At 63.5% G+C, this 18,629-nt stretch carries 18 protein-coding genes and 2 pseudogenes; 5 read left to right on the forward strand and 15 right to left on the reverse strand.

The window, feature by feature from the left end; genetic code table 11:
• Positions 1-57 precede the first annotated feature (57 nt).
• The 9 genes and pseudogenes from cobM to cobF all read right to left on the reverse strand — a co-directional run bounded on the left by cobM (position 58) and on the right by cobF (position 6,118).
• Positions 58-822 (reverse strand): precorrin-4 C(11)-methyltransferase, encoded by a 765-nt coding sequence (cobM, locus tag G5575_RS14035; RefSeq protein ID WP_164535119.1) that lies wholly within the window; start codon positions 820-822, stop codon positions 58-60.
• Positions 816-2,030: a precorrin-6y C5,15-methyltransferase (decarboxylating) subunit CbiE gene (gene cbiE, locus G5575_RS14040; RefSeq protein WP_164534874.1), complete on the reverse strand. Its 1,215-nt coding sequence runs from the start codon at positions 2,028-2,030 to the stop codon at positions 816-818. Before cbiE ends, cobM begins: the two co-directional genes overlap by 7 nt.
• The gene (locus G5575_RS14045; protein ID WP_164534875.1) at positions 2,027-2,782 is read right to left on the reverse strand and encodes a precorrin-3B C(17)-methyltransferase; all 756 of its coding nucleotides are present in this window, start codon (positions 2,780-2,782) and stop codon (positions 2,027-2,029) included. The genes cbiE and G5575_RS14045 overlap by 4 nt, the downstream gene beginning before the upstream one ends.
• Positions 2,779-3,523, reverse strand: a pseudogene (locus G5575_RS14050) (precorrin-2 C(20)-methyltransferase). Before G5575_RS14050 ends, G5575_RS14045 begins: the two are co-directional and overlap by 4 nt.
• Positions 3,502-4,134 (reverse strand): precorrin-8X methylmutase, encoded by a 633-nt coding sequence (locus G5575_RS14055; protein WP_164534876.1) that lies wholly within the window; start codon positions 4,132-4,134, stop codon positions 3,502-3,504. The pseudogene G5575_RS14050 and the gene G5575_RS14055 overlap by 22 nt, the downstream one beginning before the upstream one ends.
• Positions 4,131-4,694, reverse strand: coding sequence for a hypothetical protein (locus G5575_RS14060; protein WP_164534877.1), 564 nt, complete (start codon positions 4,692-4,694; stop codon positions 4,131-4,133). Before G5575_RS14060 ends, G5575_RS14055 begins: the two co-directional genes overlap by 4 nt.
• Positions 4,695-4,718: 24 nt before the next feature.
• A complete protein-coding gene (locus G5575_RS14065) occupies positions 4,719-5,018 on the reverse strand; it encodes a hypothetical protein (protein WP_164534777.1) in 300 nt (99 codons plus the stop codon).
• A complete protein-coding gene (locus G5575_RS22300; protein ID WP_164534878.1) occupies positions 4,913-5,362 on the reverse strand; it encodes a hypothetical protein in 450 nt (149 codons plus the stop codon). The genes G5575_RS14065 and G5575_RS22300 overlap by 106 nt, the downstream gene beginning before the upstream one ends.
• A 34-nt stretch (positions 5,363-5,396) precedes the next feature.
• Positions 5,397-6,118 (reverse strand): annotated as a pseudogene (gene cobF, locus G5575_RS14075) (precorrin-6A synthase (deacetylating)).
• A 108-nt stretch (positions 6,119-6,226) separates the two neighbouring features.
• On the opposite strand from cobF, the gene copM reads away from it, so the two are divergent.
• Entirely contained in the window at positions 6,227-6,586 is a 360-nt protein-coding gene (gene copM, locus G5575_RS14080; RefSeq protein WP_164534879.1) for a CopM family metallochaperone, read from the forward strand.
• Here the strand turns inward: copM and G5575_RS14085 are convergent.
• Positions 6,583-7,605 carry a LacI family DNA-binding transcriptional regulator gene (locus tag G5575_RS14085; RefSeq protein WP_164534880.1) on the reverse strand — a complete coding sequence of 341 codons (1,023 nt, stop codon included), beginning with the start codon at positions 7,603-7,605 and terminating at the stop codon, positions 6,583-6,585. The two genes, copM and G5575_RS14085, sit on opposite strands and share 4 nt — an antisense overlap.
• Before the next feature lie 195 nt (positions 7,606-7,800).
• On the opposite strand from G5575_RS14085, the gene G5575_RS14090 reads away from it, so the two are divergent.
• The 3 genes from G5575_RS14090 to G5575_RS14100 all read left to right on the forward strand — a co-directional run bounded on the left by G5575_RS14090 (position 7,801) and on the right by G5575_RS14100 (position 11,367).
• Positions 7,801-9,345 carry a sugar ABC transporter ATP-binding protein gene (locus tag G5575_RS14090; protein WP_164534881.1) on the forward strand — a complete coding sequence of 515 codons (1,545 nt, stop codon included), beginning with the start codon at positions 7,801-7,803 and terminating at the stop codon, positions 9,343-9,345.
• Complete coding sequence (locus G5575_RS14095) at positions 9,323-10,348, forward strand: ABC transporter permease (protein ID WP_164534882.1); 1,026 nt, start codon at positions 9,323-9,325, stop codon at positions 10,346-10,348. The genes G5575_RS14090 and G5575_RS14095 overlap by 23 nt, the downstream gene beginning before the upstream one ends.
• Positions 10,349-10,416: 68 nt before the next feature.
• The gene (locus G5575_RS14100) at positions 10,417-11,367 is read left to right on the forward strand and encodes a substrate-binding domain-containing protein (RefSeq protein ID WP_164534883.1); all 951 of its coding nucleotides are present in this window, start codon (positions 10,417-10,419) and stop codon (positions 11,365-11,367) included.
• Positions 11,368-11,609: 242 nt separating this feature from the next.
• On the opposite strand, the gene G5575_RS14105 is transcribed toward G5575_RS14100, so the two are convergent.
• Genes G5575_RS14105 through G5575_RS14115 form a run of 3 tightly spaced genes read right to left on the reverse strand, consistent with a single transcriptional unit; the run spans position 11,610 to position 14,412 of the window.
• Positions 11,610-11,804, reverse strand: coding sequence for a heavy-metal-associated domain-containing protein (locus tag G5575_RS14105; protein WP_164534884.1), 195 nt, complete (start codon positions 11,802-11,804; stop codon positions 11,610-11,612).
• Positions 11,801-12,199 (reverse strand): Cu(I)-responsive transcriptional regulator, encoded by a 399-nt coding sequence (gene cueR / locus G5575_RS14110; RefSeq protein ID WP_164534885.1) that lies wholly within the window; start codon positions 12,197-12,199, stop codon positions 11,801-11,803. Before cueR ends, G5575_RS14105 begins: the two co-directional genes overlap by 4 nt.
• Entirely contained in the window at positions 12,196-14,412 is a 2,217-nt protein-coding gene (locus G5575_RS14115; RefSeq protein WP_164534886.1) for a heavy metal translocating P-type ATPase, read from the reverse strand. The genes cueR and G5575_RS14115 overlap by 4 nt, the downstream gene beginning before the upstream one ends.
• A 152-nt stretch (positions 14,413-14,564) precedes the next feature.
• Here G5575_RS14115 and G5575_RS14120 point away from each other — a divergent pair, with 152 nt between their 5' ends.
• Positions 14,565-15,290, forward strand: a complete 726-nt coding sequence (locus tag G5575_RS14120) for a Crp/Fnr family transcriptional regulator (RefSeq protein WP_164534887.1) — start codon at positions 14,565-14,567, stop codon at positions 15,288-15,290.
• Here the strand turns inward: G5575_RS14120 and cydC are convergent.
• Both cydC and cydD read right to left on the reverse strand, forming a co-directional pair.
• Entirely contained in the window at positions 15,287-16,939 is a 1,653-nt protein-coding gene (gene cydC, locus G5575_RS14125; protein WP_164534888.1) for a thiol reductant ABC exporter subunit CydC, read from the reverse strand. The genes G5575_RS14120 and cydC overlap by 4 nt on opposite strands.
• A complete protein-coding gene (gene cydD, locus G5575_RS14130; protein WP_164534889.1) occupies positions 16,936-18,624 on the reverse strand; it encodes a thiol reductant ABC exporter subunit CydD in 1,689 nt (562 codons plus the stop codon). Before cydD ends, cydC begins: the two co-directional genes overlap by 4 nt.
• Positions 18,625-18,629 lie beyond the last annotated feature (5 nt).

The raw sequence follows: 18,629 nt of genomic DNA on the forward strand, positions 1-18,629 counted from the left end.
AAATTCGGACAATTGTACACAACCCGGCGTTAGCCAGAGTTCAGGCTACCAACGCTCTCAAAGCCCGTCTCGGCCCCGAAAGCGCCGCTGGTAATCTGCCGAGTAAAGCGCGCTTTCCCTGAACTCCGACGCATCCAGCGCGCGACCGACAAAGATGATCGCTGTGCGCTCGACCGGGTCTTCCGCAAACCGCCCCTCGATATCCGCCAGCGTCCCCCGGATGATCTTCTGCTGCGGCCAACTTGCATGCGCCACGATCGCGACCGGGCAATCGTCCCCATAAAAGGGGCGCAGCTCAGCCACCACGCGTTGTAGCGAATGGATGGCCAGGTGGATCGCCATGGTCGCTCTGCTCGCGCCGAACGCCGCCAGCGTTTCCCGCTCCGGCATCGGCGAGGCGCGCCCACTGACCCGCGTCAGCACCACGCTTTGCGCGACTTCGGGAACCGTCAGCTCCGCCGTAAGCGCTGCAGCAGCTGCCGCAAAGGCCGGGACCCCGGGCGTGAGCGTATAAGCGATCCCGAGCCGCTCCAACCGCCGCATCTGCTCGGCCACCGCGCTCCAGATCGACAGATCTCCGGAATGAAGCCGTGCCACATCCTTGTCCGCCCCATGCGCCCGCACATATTCGGCTTCGATCTCGTCAAGCGACATCGGCGCCGTATCCACCACGCGGGCGCCGGGCGGGCACCAGTCCAGCATCTCGCGGGGCACGATCGACCCGGCATAAAGACAAACCGGACAGTTCTCGAGCAGCGTCTTGCCGCGCACCGTGATCAGGTCGACAGCCCCCGGACCCGCGCCGATAAAGTGCACTACCACGGCTTGACCCACCGCCATTGCGTGATCGGCATGGCCGGCCGCCATCCCGTCATCGTGCCCACCGGCTCTGCCCGCGCCACCTGCAGTCGCGTAAGATCGCCGCCGTGCTCGGCCTGCAAGACCCGCAGTACGGCTTCCATCTCCAGCGTCACTGCATTGGCCACCAATCGTCCATTGGGCCGTAAGGCCGTCATCGCCGCCTTCATCACCCCCGGCTCGGACCCGCCTCCGCCGACAAAAATCGCATGCGGCGCCTCGAGCCCTTCAAGCGCACCCGGCGCCGGCCCCTCGACAATGCGCAGATCCGGCACCCCGAAGACCTTGGCGTTTCGTCCGATCCGCGCCAGCCGCTCTGGATGCGACTCCACCGCGATGGCCCGGCAGGAGGGATCGGCGAGCATCCACTCGATCCCCACCGATCCCGATCCGGCCCCAATATCCCACAGCAGCTCGTGCCGCCGCGGCGCGAGAGCGGAAAGCGTCAGCGCCCGTACCTCGCGCTTGGTCATTTGCCCATCATGCTCGAAGAGCGCATCGTCGAGCCCAGGCGTCAGCGCCAGAACCCGCGCACCGGGCAGCGGCGCCACGGTCACCGCGCAGATGTTGAGCGGGTCTACATTCTCGAGTTCAAAAAACTCCGCCATCTGCGAGCGCACCCGCTCCCGCGGCCCGCCCATGGCCTCCAGAACGGTAATGATCGATCGGCCGAAACCAAGCTCTGTCAAAAGTTCGGCCAGGCCTGCCGGCCCATGCTCATCCGAGGTCAACGCCAAAATCCGTCCTGTTGCATGCAGGTGCGGCCGGATCAAATCCACCGGCCGCCCATGTAGCGACAGGCTCACCACATCCTGCAACGGCCACCCCAATCGTGCTGCGGCCAGGCTGAAGGCAGAAGCTACTGGAAACACTTGCATTTCCGTGGGATCAACCCGCTTCGACAGCGTTGCTCCGACTCCAAAATGAAACGGATCACCCGACGCCAGGACACAGATTTTTCGCCCTCGCGCCGCCACGATCTGCTCAACCGAATCCGAAAACGGCGACAGCCAGGGCAGGACGCTCCCGGTGATCGCTGCGGCTGCCAGTTCTAGATGCCGCTTGCCGCCAAACACTTTATCTGCTTGGGAAATCGCAGCCCGCGCTGCCGCCGAAATCCCCTCCAGCCCGTCCTCGCCGATGCCCACGATCGTCAGCCAAGGCTCGCTCATCCCCGCGCACTCCGAGGCGAATAAATCAGCGGATCACGCCCCGGCCGCTCGATCGTCCGCGTTTCCGCCGAACCCACGATGATGCAAGTCGCCATATCCGCCCAATGCTGCTCCGCCTCCGCCAGCGGCACCACGGCAAAGCGCTCATCCGCCCGCCCGATTGCCCGTCCAAAAATCACCGGCACGCTCACCGGCAGCACTTCGCGCAACACTCGAAACGCCGCCGGCAACTGCCACGGCCTCGCCTTCGAGATCGGATTATAAAGCGCGATCACTAGTCCGGCTTCGGCCACCGCCCGCAGTCGCCGCTCGATCAGTTCCCAGGGTTTAAGGTTGTCCGACAGCGAGATAGCGCAAAAATCATGCCCCAGTGGCGCTCCCGCGCGCGCAGCGACGGCCAGCATGGCGGTCACGCCTGGCAGCACCTGCAAATCGAGTGCCCGCCACGTCGCCGGCCCATCCTCGATCGCTTCGCACACGGCGGCCGCCATGGCAAAAACTCCCGGATCGCCACCGGAAACGACGCAGACCCGCGCTCCTCCAGCCGCCGCCTCCAGCGCCGCGCGCGACCGGTCGATCTCCGCGCGATTGTCGGAAGCCACAACCCGCTGTTCCGGCCTCAACCACAAGCGGTCGAGATACGGCCCATAGCCGAAAAATACCTCAGCCTCGGTGATCGCCGCCGCCGCCTCGGGCGTCATCTGCTCCGGCTTGCCGGGACCGGTCCCCAACACCACCAACCGCCCGCTCAAGGCCGCGCACTCCAGCCGGGCACCAGCACGAGCGAGAAATAGGGCGCTGTATCATCGAGCTTTTCCGCCACCGGCATGGACAAGCCGTTCCCCATCGTGCCGCGCTCGACATAAACGGCACCAGCCAGACGGCCCGCCTGTTCTAGGGCAGCACGCACCTTCGGCAGGTTGCGCCCAAGCTTCATGATGACCACACCCTCGCTGTCGCCCAGCCGCCGCGCCAGCTCGACCTGCTCCAGCGTTCCAGGCAGAACCGTCAACACATCGTCGCCTTGCACCAACGGCAATCCGGCTGCCGACCAGCAGCCCGACATGGCCGTGATCCCGGCTATGACTTCGGTCTCATAGCGCGGTGCCAGGCGGACATGGAGATGCATGTAGCTGCCGTAAAAAAGCGGATCGCCCTCGCTCAGAACCGCTACCGACCGCCCCGCGTCGAGATGCGCTGCAACCCGGTCCGCCGCTTCGACGTAGAAAGCCTCGATCTGCGCCTTATACCCGTCCGCATGCCGGTGCATTTCTGTCGTCACCGGATAGTGGAGCGCCTCTTCGATCTGGTCCGATCGCAGGTAACCGGCGACGATCTGCCGGGCATTGCTCGAATTTCCACGCTTGGCAAAATAGGCAACAACGTCAGCCGATTGCAGTGCCTTGACCGCCCTTCAGCGTCAACAGCTCCGGGTCTCCCGGGCCGGTGCCCACCCCGAAAAGCTTGCCCGTCAAAGCCCCGGCCTCGCCAATGCGTTAAGGCAAGCCGCGGTTATGGCGCTGCCCCCGAGCCGCCCGCGCACGATGGCATAGGGCACACCATAAGAGTTCTCGGCCAAAGCATCTTTGGACTCTGCCGCACCCACAAAACCGACAGGCATCCCCAGGATTGCCGCCGGTCGCGGCGCTCCATCACGCAACATTTCAAGCAAGTGAAACAAGGCCGTCGGCGCGTTGCCGATCGCGACGACCGCGCCCTCGAGATGTTCTTCCCAAAGATGCAGCGCCGCCGCCGACCGTGTATTGCCGATGCTTGCCGCCAAAGCCGGTGTGCGCCCGTCGCGCAAGGTGCAGATGACCTTGTTCTGCGCCGGCAAACGCGCCGCCGTAACACCACGCACCACCATTTCCGCATCGCAAAGGATGGGCGCGCCAGCCATCAGCGCGCGCCGCGCCGCCTGGACAAAGCCCGGGCCAAAAACGAATTGCTCGGCCGCCTCGACCATGCCGCCCGCATGGATCATCCGCACGGCCAGCTCGGCTTCGTCCGCATCGAAGCGCGCCAGATCTGCTTCGGCGCGGATGATGGCGAAGGACTGGCGATAGATCGCATCTCCATCCTTGATGTACTCGTATTGGGTCATCGGCGATCCAGGTCGGCGAAGGCAGGGACAATGCCCGCCTCGTCAAGCACTTGCACCGGGGTATCGCCCGCACGTCCATCGATGACAAGGCCAATCCCGTCAGCCCGCCCCACGAGCGTTACATCCGCCCGCCGCGGATGTGCACAGCCTTTCCCGCAGCCGGAGACATGAAGAGATTTTCCAGGCGGCGCCTGCTTCGCTACCCGAGCAGCCAGCCGTCGCGCCGGCATGAAACCGGACGCGCAGCCATCGCTGCCGATACAGGCCGAGATGCGCAAGCGTGGGTCGTCGGAGCGGGTGATAAAGCCGAGCCTTTGGGCAGTCTCTATCAAGGCAGGGGAGGCGTTGTCGAACAACAGCATGTGACCCGGGGCAAGGCGGATGCTTTCTCCGGCGGCTTGCGCAAGCTGCAGAAGCACCCCGGCGTGCACGGCGCCGAAGGGCAGGGCGATCGGCGTCGTGGTTCCGCTCAGAAGCCGGAGTGCGCGGCCCACCCCATCCAACCTCCCCTGGAGAAGGGGGAGGAGTTCCGCCGGAGTCAGCCGCAGATCCAGCCCCAACCCCTATCAGACTCCTCCCCCGCCTTACGGGGAGGCCGGGTGGGGGCTCTCGACGACCAGGTCGCCCGCCCGAGCCTCCGGCCCGATCGCCGCCAATCTGGCCAGCGTCTCAACTGTCACCGCAACCGCCCGCCCGGCGTCACAAATCTCTTCTGCACCACGCCCGACCTGCACCGACCACAGCCCGTCGCCGACCGCCAACAACCGTACATCCGCTTTCAGCGCGGCCAGCGAGACCTGTCCGCCGCCTTCGACAACCACGCTGACCTTCGGACCCAGCAGGTACTCAAAATCTTGCACTTCTGCCCGGATCGCCTGCGCCAAATGAGCTGAACTAGCCAGCTGCTCAGGATCCTCCCCGCAATCGGCGAAACATCGATCACCAGACCCGTCTCTACCGGCACAAGTTCCGTAACTGCCGCCGCAAACGGCGCCGATGAATCCTCGCTAAGCCCCCGCACCTGAAGGTTGCCGCGCGCCGTCACCTCGACCAGGCCGTTGCCGTGCTGCATCGCAAGCCGCGCCAAGCCCGCGAGCTGGCTGGGACTCACACGCCCACCGGCAATCCGCACCCGTGCTAACAGCCCGTCGCCGGTCTGCATCGGCGCATCCAGCGTCGGGCAGGCGCCGCGCCGTGCAAAATCCACGATGTCGAGTAGATCGGCCATGCCACCGGTTTACCGGATTGGCATGCCCGGGGAACTAGCGGTGGCGCAAGAGATAGGTGTCCATGATCCAGCCATGCCGCTCGCGCGCCGCCTTGCGGGTGGCGGCGATCCGCTCCGCCACATCCCCCAGCCTTCCGGCGATCAGCAACTGGTCCTCGGTGCCGAGGTAAGCCCCCAGAAAATTTCGAGCTCCGGATCGGCTTGGAGAAACGCCAGCTGTCCATCCAGCATCACGACAGTGTCCGTCTCGACCGCGCCAAGCTGCCGCCCGGTGGTGATCAGAACCGGCTCCCCGATACGATTGAGCGCAATGCCATGCGCAGCCGTCAACGCCTGAACCGCAGTGATTCCGGGCACCACTAGAACCTCGATCGGCGTCTCGACACGCTCGAGAATGCGCAGTGTCGAGTCGTAAAGCCCCGGATCACCCCAGACGAGAAACGCCCCAGCGCCACCGTCGGGCACCTGATCGATCAGCCCGGAAAAAACGTCGGCCAGCACGCCATGCCAGTCGTCGACGCCCCTGCCATAGTCAGGTTCGGCCGCCTTCCGCCGAGGCACGGCATAGCTCAGGTGCCGTGCGTTCGAGGTGACAAACCGCGCGATGATCGTCCGTCGCACATCGGCCAGATCGGCCTTCGACGCACCCTTGTCCGGAATAAAGAGCACATCCGCCTGGTTCAGCGCCGCGATCGCTGCAACCGTTATATGCTCGGGAGAGCCCGTACCGATGCCCACGACAAGGATGGTTTTCATGCCCATCCGAATGCCATGTCGTCACCTGCGTGACAACGCCGCTCCGCGGGCTTGACCTTCCCACCTTGGAATGCGGCAGGATCGGGAACCACCAGATGGAGAACACTCATGAAGCCCGTCGTCCTTGCCTTTGCTCTTGCCGCGCTTTCGCTTCCGGCTTTTGCGCAAGACCACTCCGCACATATGGCGCCAGCCGGCGAGGAGAGCGCCGCCACTTCGGCCTATATGGACGCCAACACGCGCATGCATGAAACCATGGACATCGACTTCACCGGTGATCCCGACGTCGATTTCATCCTTAGTATGCTGCCGCACCATCAAGGGGCCGTCGATATGGCCCGGATCGTGCTCGAGCATGGCAGAGATCCCGAAGTGCGCAAACTCGCCGAAGACATTATCGCCGCTCAGGAAGCCGAGATCGCCTGGATGAAGGAGTGGCTCGCCGAGCACGGCCACGCCGAGCATTAGGCGCCCGGCGGCGATACCGAATTGCGCACGATCAGCTCGGCACGGAACAGCACTTCGCGTGATTTCGGTTTTTCGCCTGCCAGCAGGCTCAGCAGCAATTCCATGGCCGCCTCGCCGATCTTGTGGCGGGGCTGCTTCATCGTGGTCAGCGATGGCGTGACGAAGCTGGCAAAGGAAATGTCGTCGAATCCCATCACGGAAAACTGCCGCGGCAGCTCATAGCGGCGCGCGTTGAGAGAGATGATCACCCCGAGCGCCGTCGCGTCGTTGACGCACAGGAATGCGGTGGGCAGGGCGTCGCGCACGAACATCAGCTCGGCCGCCGCGCGCCCGCTTTCCGTTGTTCCGTCTCCATCGATGATCAGCCGCGGATCGACGGCAAGACCAGCGCCTGTGAGTGCCGCCCGATAACCCGCCTCCCGCAGCCGATTGACCTCTCTCCCGGGGGAACGGCCAATAAAGGCAATGCGCCGATGCCCCTGGCTGACGAGGTGTTCGGCCGCAACCCGCGCACCCTCGAAATTGTCGACACCAACAAACGGCACGTCCTGCGCGGTCACTGGCTCGTTGACGGCCACCATCGGCGGCAAGCGGTTTTCGTCCTGGCCAACGCCAAAGCCGAAGGGCAGGTGACCCGTGAACAGGATCAGCCCATCAGCCTGGTTCGAGCTGATGAAGCGCAGATAGTCCGTTTCCCGGCTCGCATCGTTCTGCGTGTTGCCGATCAGCAGCCCATAGCCGCGCTTGCTGGCCTCGGTTTCGAGACCGACCAGAATGTTGGAAAAGTTGGGGTCACCCACATCTGGTGCCAGGATCAGGATCATGTTGCTGCGGCGCATCCGCAGCGAACGCGCCATGGCATTGGTGGTGTAGCCGGTACTGGCCACCGCTTCGGTCACGCGGCGGCGCGTTTCCTCGGCCACCTTGGTCGGCTCGTTGATGGCACGGCTGACGGTTGCGATAGACACACCTGCCAAAGCAGCGACGTCCTCGATCGTAGCCAGTTTCTGGTGCTGCAATCTATGTGCCCCGCACACCTCTGGCGCCCGCGCTCGCTGCCTTTAGCAGATCGCGTCGTCCGCGCCAGACCCTCCCGATACGGTTAACCCGTTTTCCGTTTGTGTAAACCTTTACAGCATTCATGAAAACCTTTACATCATCGATCAAGGACAAAGAGCTGGGTCACCTGCCATGTCCGGGGAGGGGTTTCGAACATGTCTATCGCCGAAGGCACAACTGCGCCGTCGATCCTGTCGGCGAACCGCATTTCCAAATCCTTCGGCGAAATCCCGGTGCTGTTCAGCGTCGATTTCGATATCCGCCCCGGCGAGGTTCACGCTATCATCGGCGAAAACGGCGCGGGCAAATCCACGCTCATCAAGATCCTATCGGGTATCGAGCAGCCAACCTCCGGCACGATTGTCTACGACGGCAAGACTGTCACGCTGCCGCCCAACGGAGAAGCTGAGGCTATGGGGATCGTCCTGATCCACCAGGAGCTCAATCTTGCCGAGCACCTGACGGTAGCGGACTCGATCTTTCTCGGGCGCGAGATCAAGAAGTGGGGCTTTCTCGACCTCAACGAGATGCGCCGCCGTTCGGCCGAGATCCTTGACTCGCTTCATGTCCGGGTCGATCCAGATGCGCGCATTTCGACCCTGTCCGTCGCCGACAAGCAGATGGTGGAAATCGCCAAGGCCATCAGCCGAGATGCGCGCGTGTTAATCATGGACGAGCCCACCGCGGTGCTTTCCGTGGGCGAAACGGAGACCCTGTTCGAACAGATCCGCCGCCTCACGGCCCGCGGCGTTGCCGTCATCTTCATCTCGCACAAGCTCGACGAGATCATGGCTCTGGCTCAGTGCGTCACCGTGCTGCGCGACGGCCAGCTGATCGCCACCGTCGGCACCGAGAACCTCACGCCAGATTCCATCGCCCAGATGATGGTCGGGCGCGAGCTTTCCAACCTCTACCCGCCAAAGCACGAGCCCGATGTCGATGCGCCGATCGTGCTCAGCGTTCGCGGCCTTGTCGCCCCCGGCGTCAAGGATGTGTCCTTCGATCTGCGCCGCGGCGAAATCCTGGGCTTTGCCGGTCTTATCGGTTCCGGCCGCACCGCCGTCGCCGAGGCCATTGTCGGGCTGACCAACAAGTCGGCCGGCGATGTTTCGCTCAATGGCCAGCCGACCGCCTTCACTGATGTCGCCAAGTCTGTCGATGCCGGCCTTGCCTACATGACCAAGGATCGCAAGGGCCGTGGTCTGCTGCTCAATGTCGGCCTGCAGCCAAATCTGACGCTGCTGACGCTCAAGAAGCACCTCAAGAACGGCTTCCTTGACGGCAACAGCGAACAGCAGGCGCTCGAACGTGCCACCCGCCGCTTCGATATTCGCGCCCGCGACGCCTCGGTACGCGTCGGCCAGCTGTCCGGCGGCAATCAGCAGAAGCTGATGCTGGGCAAGACCATGGAAACCGAGCCCGACATCATCATCATGGATGAGCCGACGCGTGGCATCGATGTCGGCACTAAGCAACAAATCTACCACATCGTTGCAGCGCTCGCCGCCGAGGGTAAATCGATCATCGTCATCTCTTCCGAGATGCAGGAAGTGATCGGTCTTGCCCACCGCGTGCTGGTCATGCGCAACGGGCGCCTCGCCGGCCAGCTCGAAGGCGCCGAGATCGTGGAAGCAGAAATCATGCGGTACGCCGCAGGCATTAAGCAGGATGGGGACAATGACAACCGTATCAGCGCCTGAGGCCGCCAAGCCCAGCCGGGGCTTTCGCCTCGACCTCAAGACCGCCGGCCCGCTGATCGCGCTGATCCTGCTGGTGATCTTGGGCTATTCGCTGAACCCGCTGTTTCTGGGCGAAGGCAACGTCACCAACATCCTGACCCGCTCCGCCTTTATTGGCATCATCGCCGTCGGCGCCACTTTCGTCATCACTGCCGGCGGCATCGACCTTTCGGTCGGCTCCATGGCGGCCTTCATCGCCGGCGTCATGATCATCATCATGAACTGGGCCGTCGATGCGATGGGCGCCTCGCTCGCAACCGTCCTTTTCGGCATCGGCTGTTCGCTGATCCTGGGCGTCGGCGCCGGGTTCATCAACGGCTTCCTCACCACCAAAGCCAAGATCGAAGCTTTTATCGTGACTTTGGGCACGATGGGCATCTATCGCTCCCTGGTCACCTACTTCGCCGATGGCGGCACGCTCTCGCTGGCCGGTGATGCGCGCGACATCTATCGCCCCGTTTATTACGACAGCTTCCTGCGCATTCCTTATCCGGTCTGGGTCTTCATCTTTGTCGCCATCATTGGCTGGATCCTGATGAACCGCACTGCCTTTGGCCGCTATTGTATGGCGATCGGCTCCAACGAGCACGTCGCCCGCTACTCGGCCATCAAGGTCGATCGGGTAAAGACCTGGACCTACATTCTTCAGGGCCTCTGCGTCTCGCTCGCCACCATCATCTATGTGCCGCGTCTGGGCTCCGCTTCCGCTGCGACCGGCGTGCTGTGGGAACTCGAAGCCATCGCCGCGGTGATCATTGGCGGCACCATGCTCAAGGGCGGCTTCGGCCGGGTCGGCGGCACCATTATCGGTGCGCTGATCCTCACCGCCATCGGCAACATTCTCAATCTCACCGAGATCATCTCCAACTACCTCAATGGGGCAGTGCAGGGCGTGATCATCGTTGCGGCGGTTTACCTGCAGCGCGGCTCCTTCCGGGCCGGCCGCAAGAAGGCAGCCGAATAAGCATTCCGGCCCGTATGGGCAGGATAACCGGCGCTCGCAAAGCGCCAATTCACTTAGGGAGGACTACAATGTCTTTGAAGGCAATTGCACTGGGCCTGTTGGCCACCAGCGCTCTCGTCGGCGGCGCCGTGGCGCAGGACGAAAAGATCACCATCGGCGTTTCCATTCCCGCCGCAACGCACGGCTTCATGGGTGGCCTGAACTGGCACGCCGCCGAAGCTGAAAAGCGCCTCGAAGCTGCCAACCCCAATATCGACCTTGTCATCGTGACCGCCGACGGTCCGGAAGACCAGGCATCCGATCTCGAAGATCTCGTCTCCGTGCAGCAGATCGACGCCCTTGTCGTGCTGCCGTTCGAATCCGAGCCGCTCACCGAGCCTGTCCGTGCCGTCAAGGACACCGGCGCCTTCATCACCGTGGTTGATCGTGGTCTCACCGATCCGACCATCCAGGACGTCTATGTTTCCGGCAACAACACCGAAATGGGTGTCAACTCGGCCGAATACATGAAGACCCGCCTCAAGGAAGGCGACAACATCGTCATCCTGCGCGGCATTCCGACCGTGCTCGATACCGAACGCTTCGACGCCTTCATGGGCGCCATCGAAGGTACCGGCATCAACGTTCTCGACGATGAATTCGCCAACTGGAACCGTGACGACGGCTTCGAAGTGATGCAGGACTTCCTGTCGCGCTTCCCCGACATCGACGGCGTCTGGGCCCAGGACGACGACATCACCCTCGGCGTGGTCGAAGCCATCAAGCAGGCTGGCCGCGAGTCTGAAATGTTCGTGGTCGGCGGCGCCGGCATGAAGGAAATCATCAAGGGCGTGATGGATGGCGATGCGCTCGTCCCCGTCGACGTGCTCTATCCGCCTGCCCAGATTGCGACCGCCATGGACGTGACCGTTGCCCACTTCACCTCGAACGGCCCGGTCACCGGCTCCTACATCCTCGGTTCGCCGCTGATCACCCAGGAAAATGCGGAAGCCTACTACTTCCCCGACTCCCCGTTCTGACTTCGAGCCGTCCGTATGGGCTAATCGCTCCGGTGGAGCGACTAGAGGCGAGAAGGCCATGAGAGCTGTGCTCGAGTGGCCCCCACCGGACAAACAGGAAGGGCGCCGAAAGGCGCCCTTTCTGTTGGTCACAATGTCGCAGGAACGTCACCCGATCCTATGCATTTATCACCCGAGCTCCGGGCGACGCCCGCCTAAACCTTGGTGCCGCTGGAGCTCACCAAATCTGACATACTAGAGCTTCAAGCAGCCTCTGGCGTATACCCCGCTTCGCGGATCGCAGCCTCACCCTTTGCCCGATCGCCTTCGAAGCTGACCTTGTGGCTGTCGAGATCGATTTCGACCTCGGCGCCCTGCAGCGCGTCTTCGAGCGCGCCGCGGACCGTGCCGACGCAGTGATTGCAGGTCATGTCGTTGACGAGGATCGTATGCTTCATTGTGGGTTTCCTTGTGCAAGATCGTCCAGGATTGGGCAGTCGGGCCGGTCGTCGCCGTGGCAGCAATGGACCAGATGCTTGAGTGTCGACACCATGCCATTGAGCTCGGCAATCTTGGTTTCGAGCGCCACGATATGCTCCTTGGCAATGTCACGCACCTCGGCACTGGCGCGCGATCGATCCTGCCACAGGCCCAGTAGCGTCGCCGTCTCTTCCACCGAAAAGCCCAGCGTCCGCGCCCGCTTGATGAAGCGCAATACATGCACCTCGTCTTCGCCATAGACCCGATAATTGCTGCCCGTGCGTGCCGGCGCGGTGATCAAGCCGATTCCTTCGTAATAGCGGATCATTTTGGCGGAAACGCCGGACCGCTCCGCAGCTTGACCGATGTTCATGGCGTCACTCCGCGCAAGCGTTGGGCATTGGCGATGACGAATACCGAGCTCAGAGCCATCGCTCCGGCGCCCAGCATCGGCGACAGGAGTATTCCGAAGGCAGGGTAGAGAGCACCAGCCGCGACCGGGATCAGCACCGCATTATAGACAAAGGCCCAGCCCAGGTTTTCGTAGATGTTGCGCAGCGTCGCCCGGCTGAGCTTGAGCGCCGTCGCAACCTTGCGCAGGTCGCCGTCGAGCAGCACCACGTCAGCGCTTTCGATCGCGGCATCTGTCCCGGAGCCTACCGCGATGCCGATATCGGCCTCGGCCAGGGCGGGGGCATCGTTGATGCCGTCACCGACATAGGCAATCGTCCCATGCCGCTCGCGCAGAGCCTTGATGGCGGCAAGCTTCTGAGCCGGCAACACTTCGGCCTCGACGCGGTCGATGCCCAGCTGCCTCGCAATCGCTTCCACCGTCTGCTGATTATCTCCCGAGATCATGGCCGTTTCGATACCCATCGCATGAAGCGCAGCGATCACCGCCTTGCTGGTCGGCTTGATCTGATCGGCCACGACGATCGCTGCGGCCAGCTTGCCGTCTATGGAAGCGTAAACCGGTGTCTTGCCCTCAGCCGCCAGCCGAGCCGTGTTGAAATCGGCCAGATTGTGCTCTGCAAACATCCGCTCGGAGCCAATTTCGACCTTCCGGCCACCCACCGTCGCCGAGACCCCACGGCCCGGTTCGGACGCAAAGCCTTCCACCTCTGGCAAAACCATCCGTGCCTTTTCGGCAGCTGTCACAATAGCCAGGGCGATCGGGTGCTCGGAGCGCTTCTCGACTGCCGCAACAAAAGCCAGGACCTCGTCATGTTCATAATCATCGTCCAGGATGAAGTCCGTCAGCGCCGGCCTGCCATCGGTCAGCGTGCCGGTCTTGTCGAAAGCCACAACCTTTGCGTCACGCAACAGCTGCAGCGCCTCGCCCTTTCTGAACAACACGCCCAGCTGGGCTGCGCGGCCCGTGCCCACCATGATCGACATGGGCGTCGCCAGCCCCATGGCACAAGGACAGGCAATGATCAGCACGGCCACGGCATTGACCAGCGCGAACTGCGGTTCGAACACCAGCCAGGCAAGGGCGGTCAAAACCGCGAGCCCAATCACCATCGGAACAAACCACAGTGTGATGCGGTCGACCACGGCCTGGATCGGCAGCTTTCCCGTCTGTGCGTCCTCGACCATGCGGATGATATGCGCCAGCATGGTATCGCCACCCACCTTGGTGGCTCGAAAGCGGAAGCTGCCAGACGTGTTGAGCGTGCCGCCAATCACGGCTGCACCCGGAGTTTTCGAGACGGGAAGAGGCTCGCCCGAGATCATCGACTCGTCGATATGGCTCGCCCCATCCACAACTTCGCCGTCCACGGCGATCTTCTCGCCCGGCCGCACCACGATGATGTCGCCGACGCGCACGTCTTCTGCCGGCACGTCCATGGTAGCGCCATGCCGCTCGACCCGCGCTGTCTTGGCCTGCTGCTGCACCAGCCGGCGAATAGCCTCCCCGGTCCGACCCTTCGCCAAAGCCTCCAGCCAGCGCCCTACGAGGATCAGCGTCACGATCACTGCTGCAGCTTCGAAATACACAAAGCGCGTCTCCGCCGGCACCAGCTGCGGCACAAAAGTGACAACGCTCGAATACAGCCAGGCGGCTCCAGCCCCCAGCGCCACAAGCGAATTCATCTCCGGTGCGCCCCGCAACAAAGCGGGAATGCCATGGCGGAAGAACCGCAATCCCGGCACGAACAACACAAACGTGGCGAGCACGAAATAGACCGGCCAAAGCACGTCCATGGACACGACCGACATCAGCCACATGTGGAACGGCATATGGACATGCCCCAGCATTTCCACCGCAAACAGCGGCACGGTAGGAATGGCCGCAATGATCACGTCACGCCGCAGCGCCGCCGCATCCTCGTCATGGTGGTCATGGTCCCGCGCCGGCGCATCGGCCTGCCGGAGAGCCCCGGAATAGCCCACCTTGCGCACCGCCTCGAGCAGCGCTCCGCTGTCCCCACCGGCAATGGTGGCGCGCTCCGTCGCCAGGTTGACCGAGGCCGATTCGACGCCCGGAACCTTGAGCAGGGCGCGTTCCACCCGCGCCACGCAGGAAGCGCAGGTCATGCCGGCGATGTCGAGAGTTACTGATTGCGGGACGTGCTGGTTCATGGTTTCACCTCGTCCTCATCCATATAGACCTTCCCATTATGGTAAGGTCAAGGGTTGGGTGCAAATCGCTGCGACCAGTTGGCACAGCGACATTCACGCGTCTTATAGTTGCGACGCGCGAGGATTATTTCGGCTCTGTCACCGGAGCCAAGATGATACAGACGGTTCGCAAAGACATCCACAATTCGGACATTCCGCTGCTTTGCCAAAGTTGCGAAGCCCGGCATCAGGGCATCTGCGGCTCGCTCACGCCCGAGCAGCTCGTCGCCGTGTCCAAATCCACCCGCCGCGTTCGCCGCGCCCCGGGCGAGGAACTGATGGCTGATGCCGAGCCGATCGCATCCTTTGCCAATGTGCTGCGCGGCGTGGTCAAGCTCACCAAGGTGCTCGAAGACGGGCGGCAACAGGTCGTTGGTCTCCAGTTTGCACCCGATCTTCTCGGCCGCCCCTTTGCCACCGAGAGCCGGGTCAGCGCCGAAGCGGCCTCTGAGGTCGACCTCTGCCTCATCCCCAAGCCGGTCCTTGAATCCATGTTGACCGAGAGCGCGCCTCTGGAGCGCCGCGTCATGCTGCAGGCATTGCGCGAACTCGACGAAGCGCGCGACTGGATGGTGACGCTGGGGCGCAAAAGTGCCGCTGAAAGGGTCGCAAGCTTCCTTTATCTCATCGCGACCCACATCGATCCGACCGACGAGGGCGAAGTCACGACCTTCGACCTGCCATTGAGCCGTGCCGACATCGGCGACTTTTTAGGCCTCACCATCGAGACCGTCAGCCGTCAGATGACGAGGCTCAAGGCCGACGGCATCATCGAAATCCAAAATTACCGCCACGTGACGGTTCCAGACCTCGCCCGCCTGCGCCTTCGCTGCGGTTAGCGCAGGCGGCCGCCTCGCAGCGTGTAGATTTTGTCCACGGTACCCTCTGGCAGGCTGGCGTGGGTGACCAGCACCACGGTACGTCCCTTTGTCGCTTCGGCCAGAGTCTCGAAGAAGGCCAACTCCGTTTCGCGATCCAGCGCATCGGTCGGCTCGTCCAGCAACAGCACCGGAGCCGCTGAGACCAGCGCCCGCGCGAGACACAGCCGCCGCGCTTGGCCTGCCGATAGGGTACGGCCTGCCTCGCCGATCAGCGTATCGAGCCCCCTGGGCAAGCTCGCAACATGCTCTTCCAGTTGCGCCTTCCCCAGCGCCGCCCACAACTCTTCGTCGCTGGCATCGTCGCGCCCGATCAGCAGATTGTTGCGGACGGTGTCGATAAACACCGGACTATCCTGGCTGAGCAGCGCCATATGGGCGTGCAGATCAGCCGTGGCGAACTGGTCCACTTTCGTACCGCCTAGCGTAACCTGCCCCTGACGCGGTTCGGCAAGCCGCAGCAGGAGCCGCAGGATGGTGGACTTTCCCGCGCCGCTCGGCCCGCTTATCGCAACCCGCTCGCCAGCGCCAATCGCGAGCGAGAAATCGTCGAGTACCGGAGGCAGCGAACCGTAGCCGAAGGTGACACGATCAAAGCCAATCGAGGCGTCCGGAGTTATGACCTGGGGCTGCGTTGGTTCAGCGACAGCTGGCGGCAGGGCAGCCAAGGCTTGCAGCCGTTCCGCCGCAGCCATGGCACTGGTGGCCTTGCTGACGCTGCGCACGATCGTGCTGGTCACCTCAAAGCTCGCGAGCACGGCCAGCAGCAACCCCGCCATTACCGGCCCCTCCAGCCTACCGGCGGCCACCGCATCCAGCCCGGCGAGCAGAGTGCCGACCAGCGCCAGCGCCGCCAGCACCTGGACGGCAAAGCCACCTGCGGTCGCCAGTCCACCCAGCCGAAGCCGCTCCCCACTGGCGACGAGACCTGCCCCGGCGAAACGCCGCACCGCGGTCCCGAGCACGCCGAGCAAGGTGAGATCGGCATGCCCCGCAACGCCGTCCAAGACTTGCGCCCGCAATTCCGCATTGGCCTCGACACTCCGCCGTCCGGCATTGCGGCCAAGCACGACCATCAGCGTTGGCACAACGAGGGCAGCCGCGGCCATGGCCAAGCCATAGGGGAGGGCGGCTCCCGGAAGCAGCCAGACCATCACCGCTGTCATTCCGGCACCGACGACCACTGCCGAAACCAGCGGACCGACCGCAACCAGGAAGGCCGTGTCCAGCGCGTCGACATCAGCCGTCAGCCGGCTGACGAGGTCGCCATGGCGCAGCGAACGATCCGGCAGCGGCAGGCGCGGAAACAGCGCCGCAAATAGCCAGCCGCGCAGATCGCTCAGCAACCGCAGCGTTGCGTCATGACCGATCAGTCGTTCCCCATAGCGCGCGAGAATGCGGACGAAGGAAAAAGCGCGCACCCCAGCTGATGGAACAAAGAGGTTGAAGGCCAGCCCAGCTGTGGTCAGTGCCGATGCAGTGATAAACCACCCGGACGTCCCCAGCAGTCCGACACCCGATACAATGGTGACCAGCGACAAAAGAAGCGCCAGCAGCAATGCCCCCAGACGCCTCCTGTAGAGCGGCAGAAATGTCAGAAGAGCCCTCATGCTGCGCCCCTTTTCCGGCGAACCGGCATATCGAGCAGCCCACCACCTGCAATGCGCCAGGCCTTGTCCATGCTTGCGGCCACGGCAAGCGAATGGGTGGCAACGATCAAGGTGCGGCCTTGGGCAAAAGCAAGAATATTGCCCATGACTTCAGCCTCCAGCGCTTGGTCGAGATGCGCAGTTGGCTCATCGAGGAGGATCAAGCCTGCCTCACGCAGAAAGAGCCGCGCAACGGCAACCCGCTGCGCCTGTCCGCCGGAAAGCCCCAGCCCATCCTCGCCGATGATGGTATCCAGCCCGTCCGGCAGCGCCGCGGCAAACGGCGCCACTAAGGCCTGCTCCGCCGCCCGCTGGATGTCCCGGCGCGAGGCACCAGGGCGGGCTAGCGCGATGTTGTCGGCAATGCTGCCGTGGATCAGCCGCGGCTTCTGCGGCAACAGGAAGCTCCGGCCCCGCAGCTCCGCCTCCGGCCAATCCGAGATGGCGCGGTCATCCAATTGCACGGACCCCTCCGCCTCGCGCAGTTGCGCTAGACGCTCGAGGAAGGTCGACTTGCCCGACCCACTCGGACCAAGCAGGGCCACATGCTGGCCGGGCTTGACGCTCAACGACAGATCCTGGAGCACGGCCCGCATCCGGTCGGGCGTCCGCAACGTCAGCCCAACGAGCTCCACCCCGATTGGAGTGCCTGCTCGCGGTTCGATGTCGGCAAGCGGCGATGCAGCCTCCGGAAAATCGCCAAGCTGCGTCTCGATCTCCAGCAATGCCGCCTTCGCCGTCGCCCGGTCATGGTAATGGGCAGCCAGGAGTCTGAGCGGGTTGTAAACTTCTGGAGCCATCAGCAGCAAAAACATGCCGGTCGAAAGTGTCAGCGGCGTTGTCCGCAGCTGCAGGTAGTCGATAAAGGTGAGGCCGACATAAAGCGCAACGCCCGCGACGCCCAGCGCCGCAAAGAACTCCAGCACTGCCGAGGAGAGGAAGGCGATGCGCAGTACCCGCAAGGTACGCACCCGCAAGGCTTCGCTTGCCTGAACAATTCCAGCTGTTTCGGCCTCGGCGCGCCCAAAGAGCTTGAGCGTCAGGATGCCCCGAAGCCGATCGGCAAAGCGGCCGGAAAGATGGCTCAGCGCCTGTGCCTGCTGGTCGGTGGCAAGTTGCGCGCCCCAACCCACCAACGCCATAAAAATCGGGATCAACGGTGCGGTGACGAGAAACAGCACCCCTGCGACCCAGTCGAGCGGTAGGATGATCGCGCCGAACACCAGCGGCAAGAGCGCCGCCTGGATCGATGCCGGCAAGTAGCGCGCGAAATAGCCATCGAGCGCCTCAACCTGGTCCACTATGGCACTGGCCGAAAGTCCCGAGGCCGGCGCATCCGCATCCCGCGGCGAACGCGCCAGCCGCTGCGCGAACAACACCTGCCGAAGCTGCTGCTTGATCGCCTCGGCGCCGACCAGTCCTGCCTGTTCACCGATGGCACCGAGACCCGCCCGGACGATCAGCAGCCCTAAGATCAGCAACACCGACGGCATCAGCGCCTGGGGCGCCGCATGGTTTTCGATCGTTTCACCCAGGACATGCGCCAGCGTCCAGGCCTGCCAGACCAGAAGCCCGCCGCCGATCAGCGGCAAGATCATGGCAAGCCACAAGGCAGCCCCGCCATGCCGCTGCAAGCGGTTCAGCATCTTCC

The sequence above is a fragment of the Devosia aurantiaca genome, from assembly GCF_011058215.1.
Classification (GTDB): Bacteria; Pseudomonadota; Alphaproteobacteria; order Rhizobiales; family Devosiaceae; genus Devosia; species Devosia aurantiaca.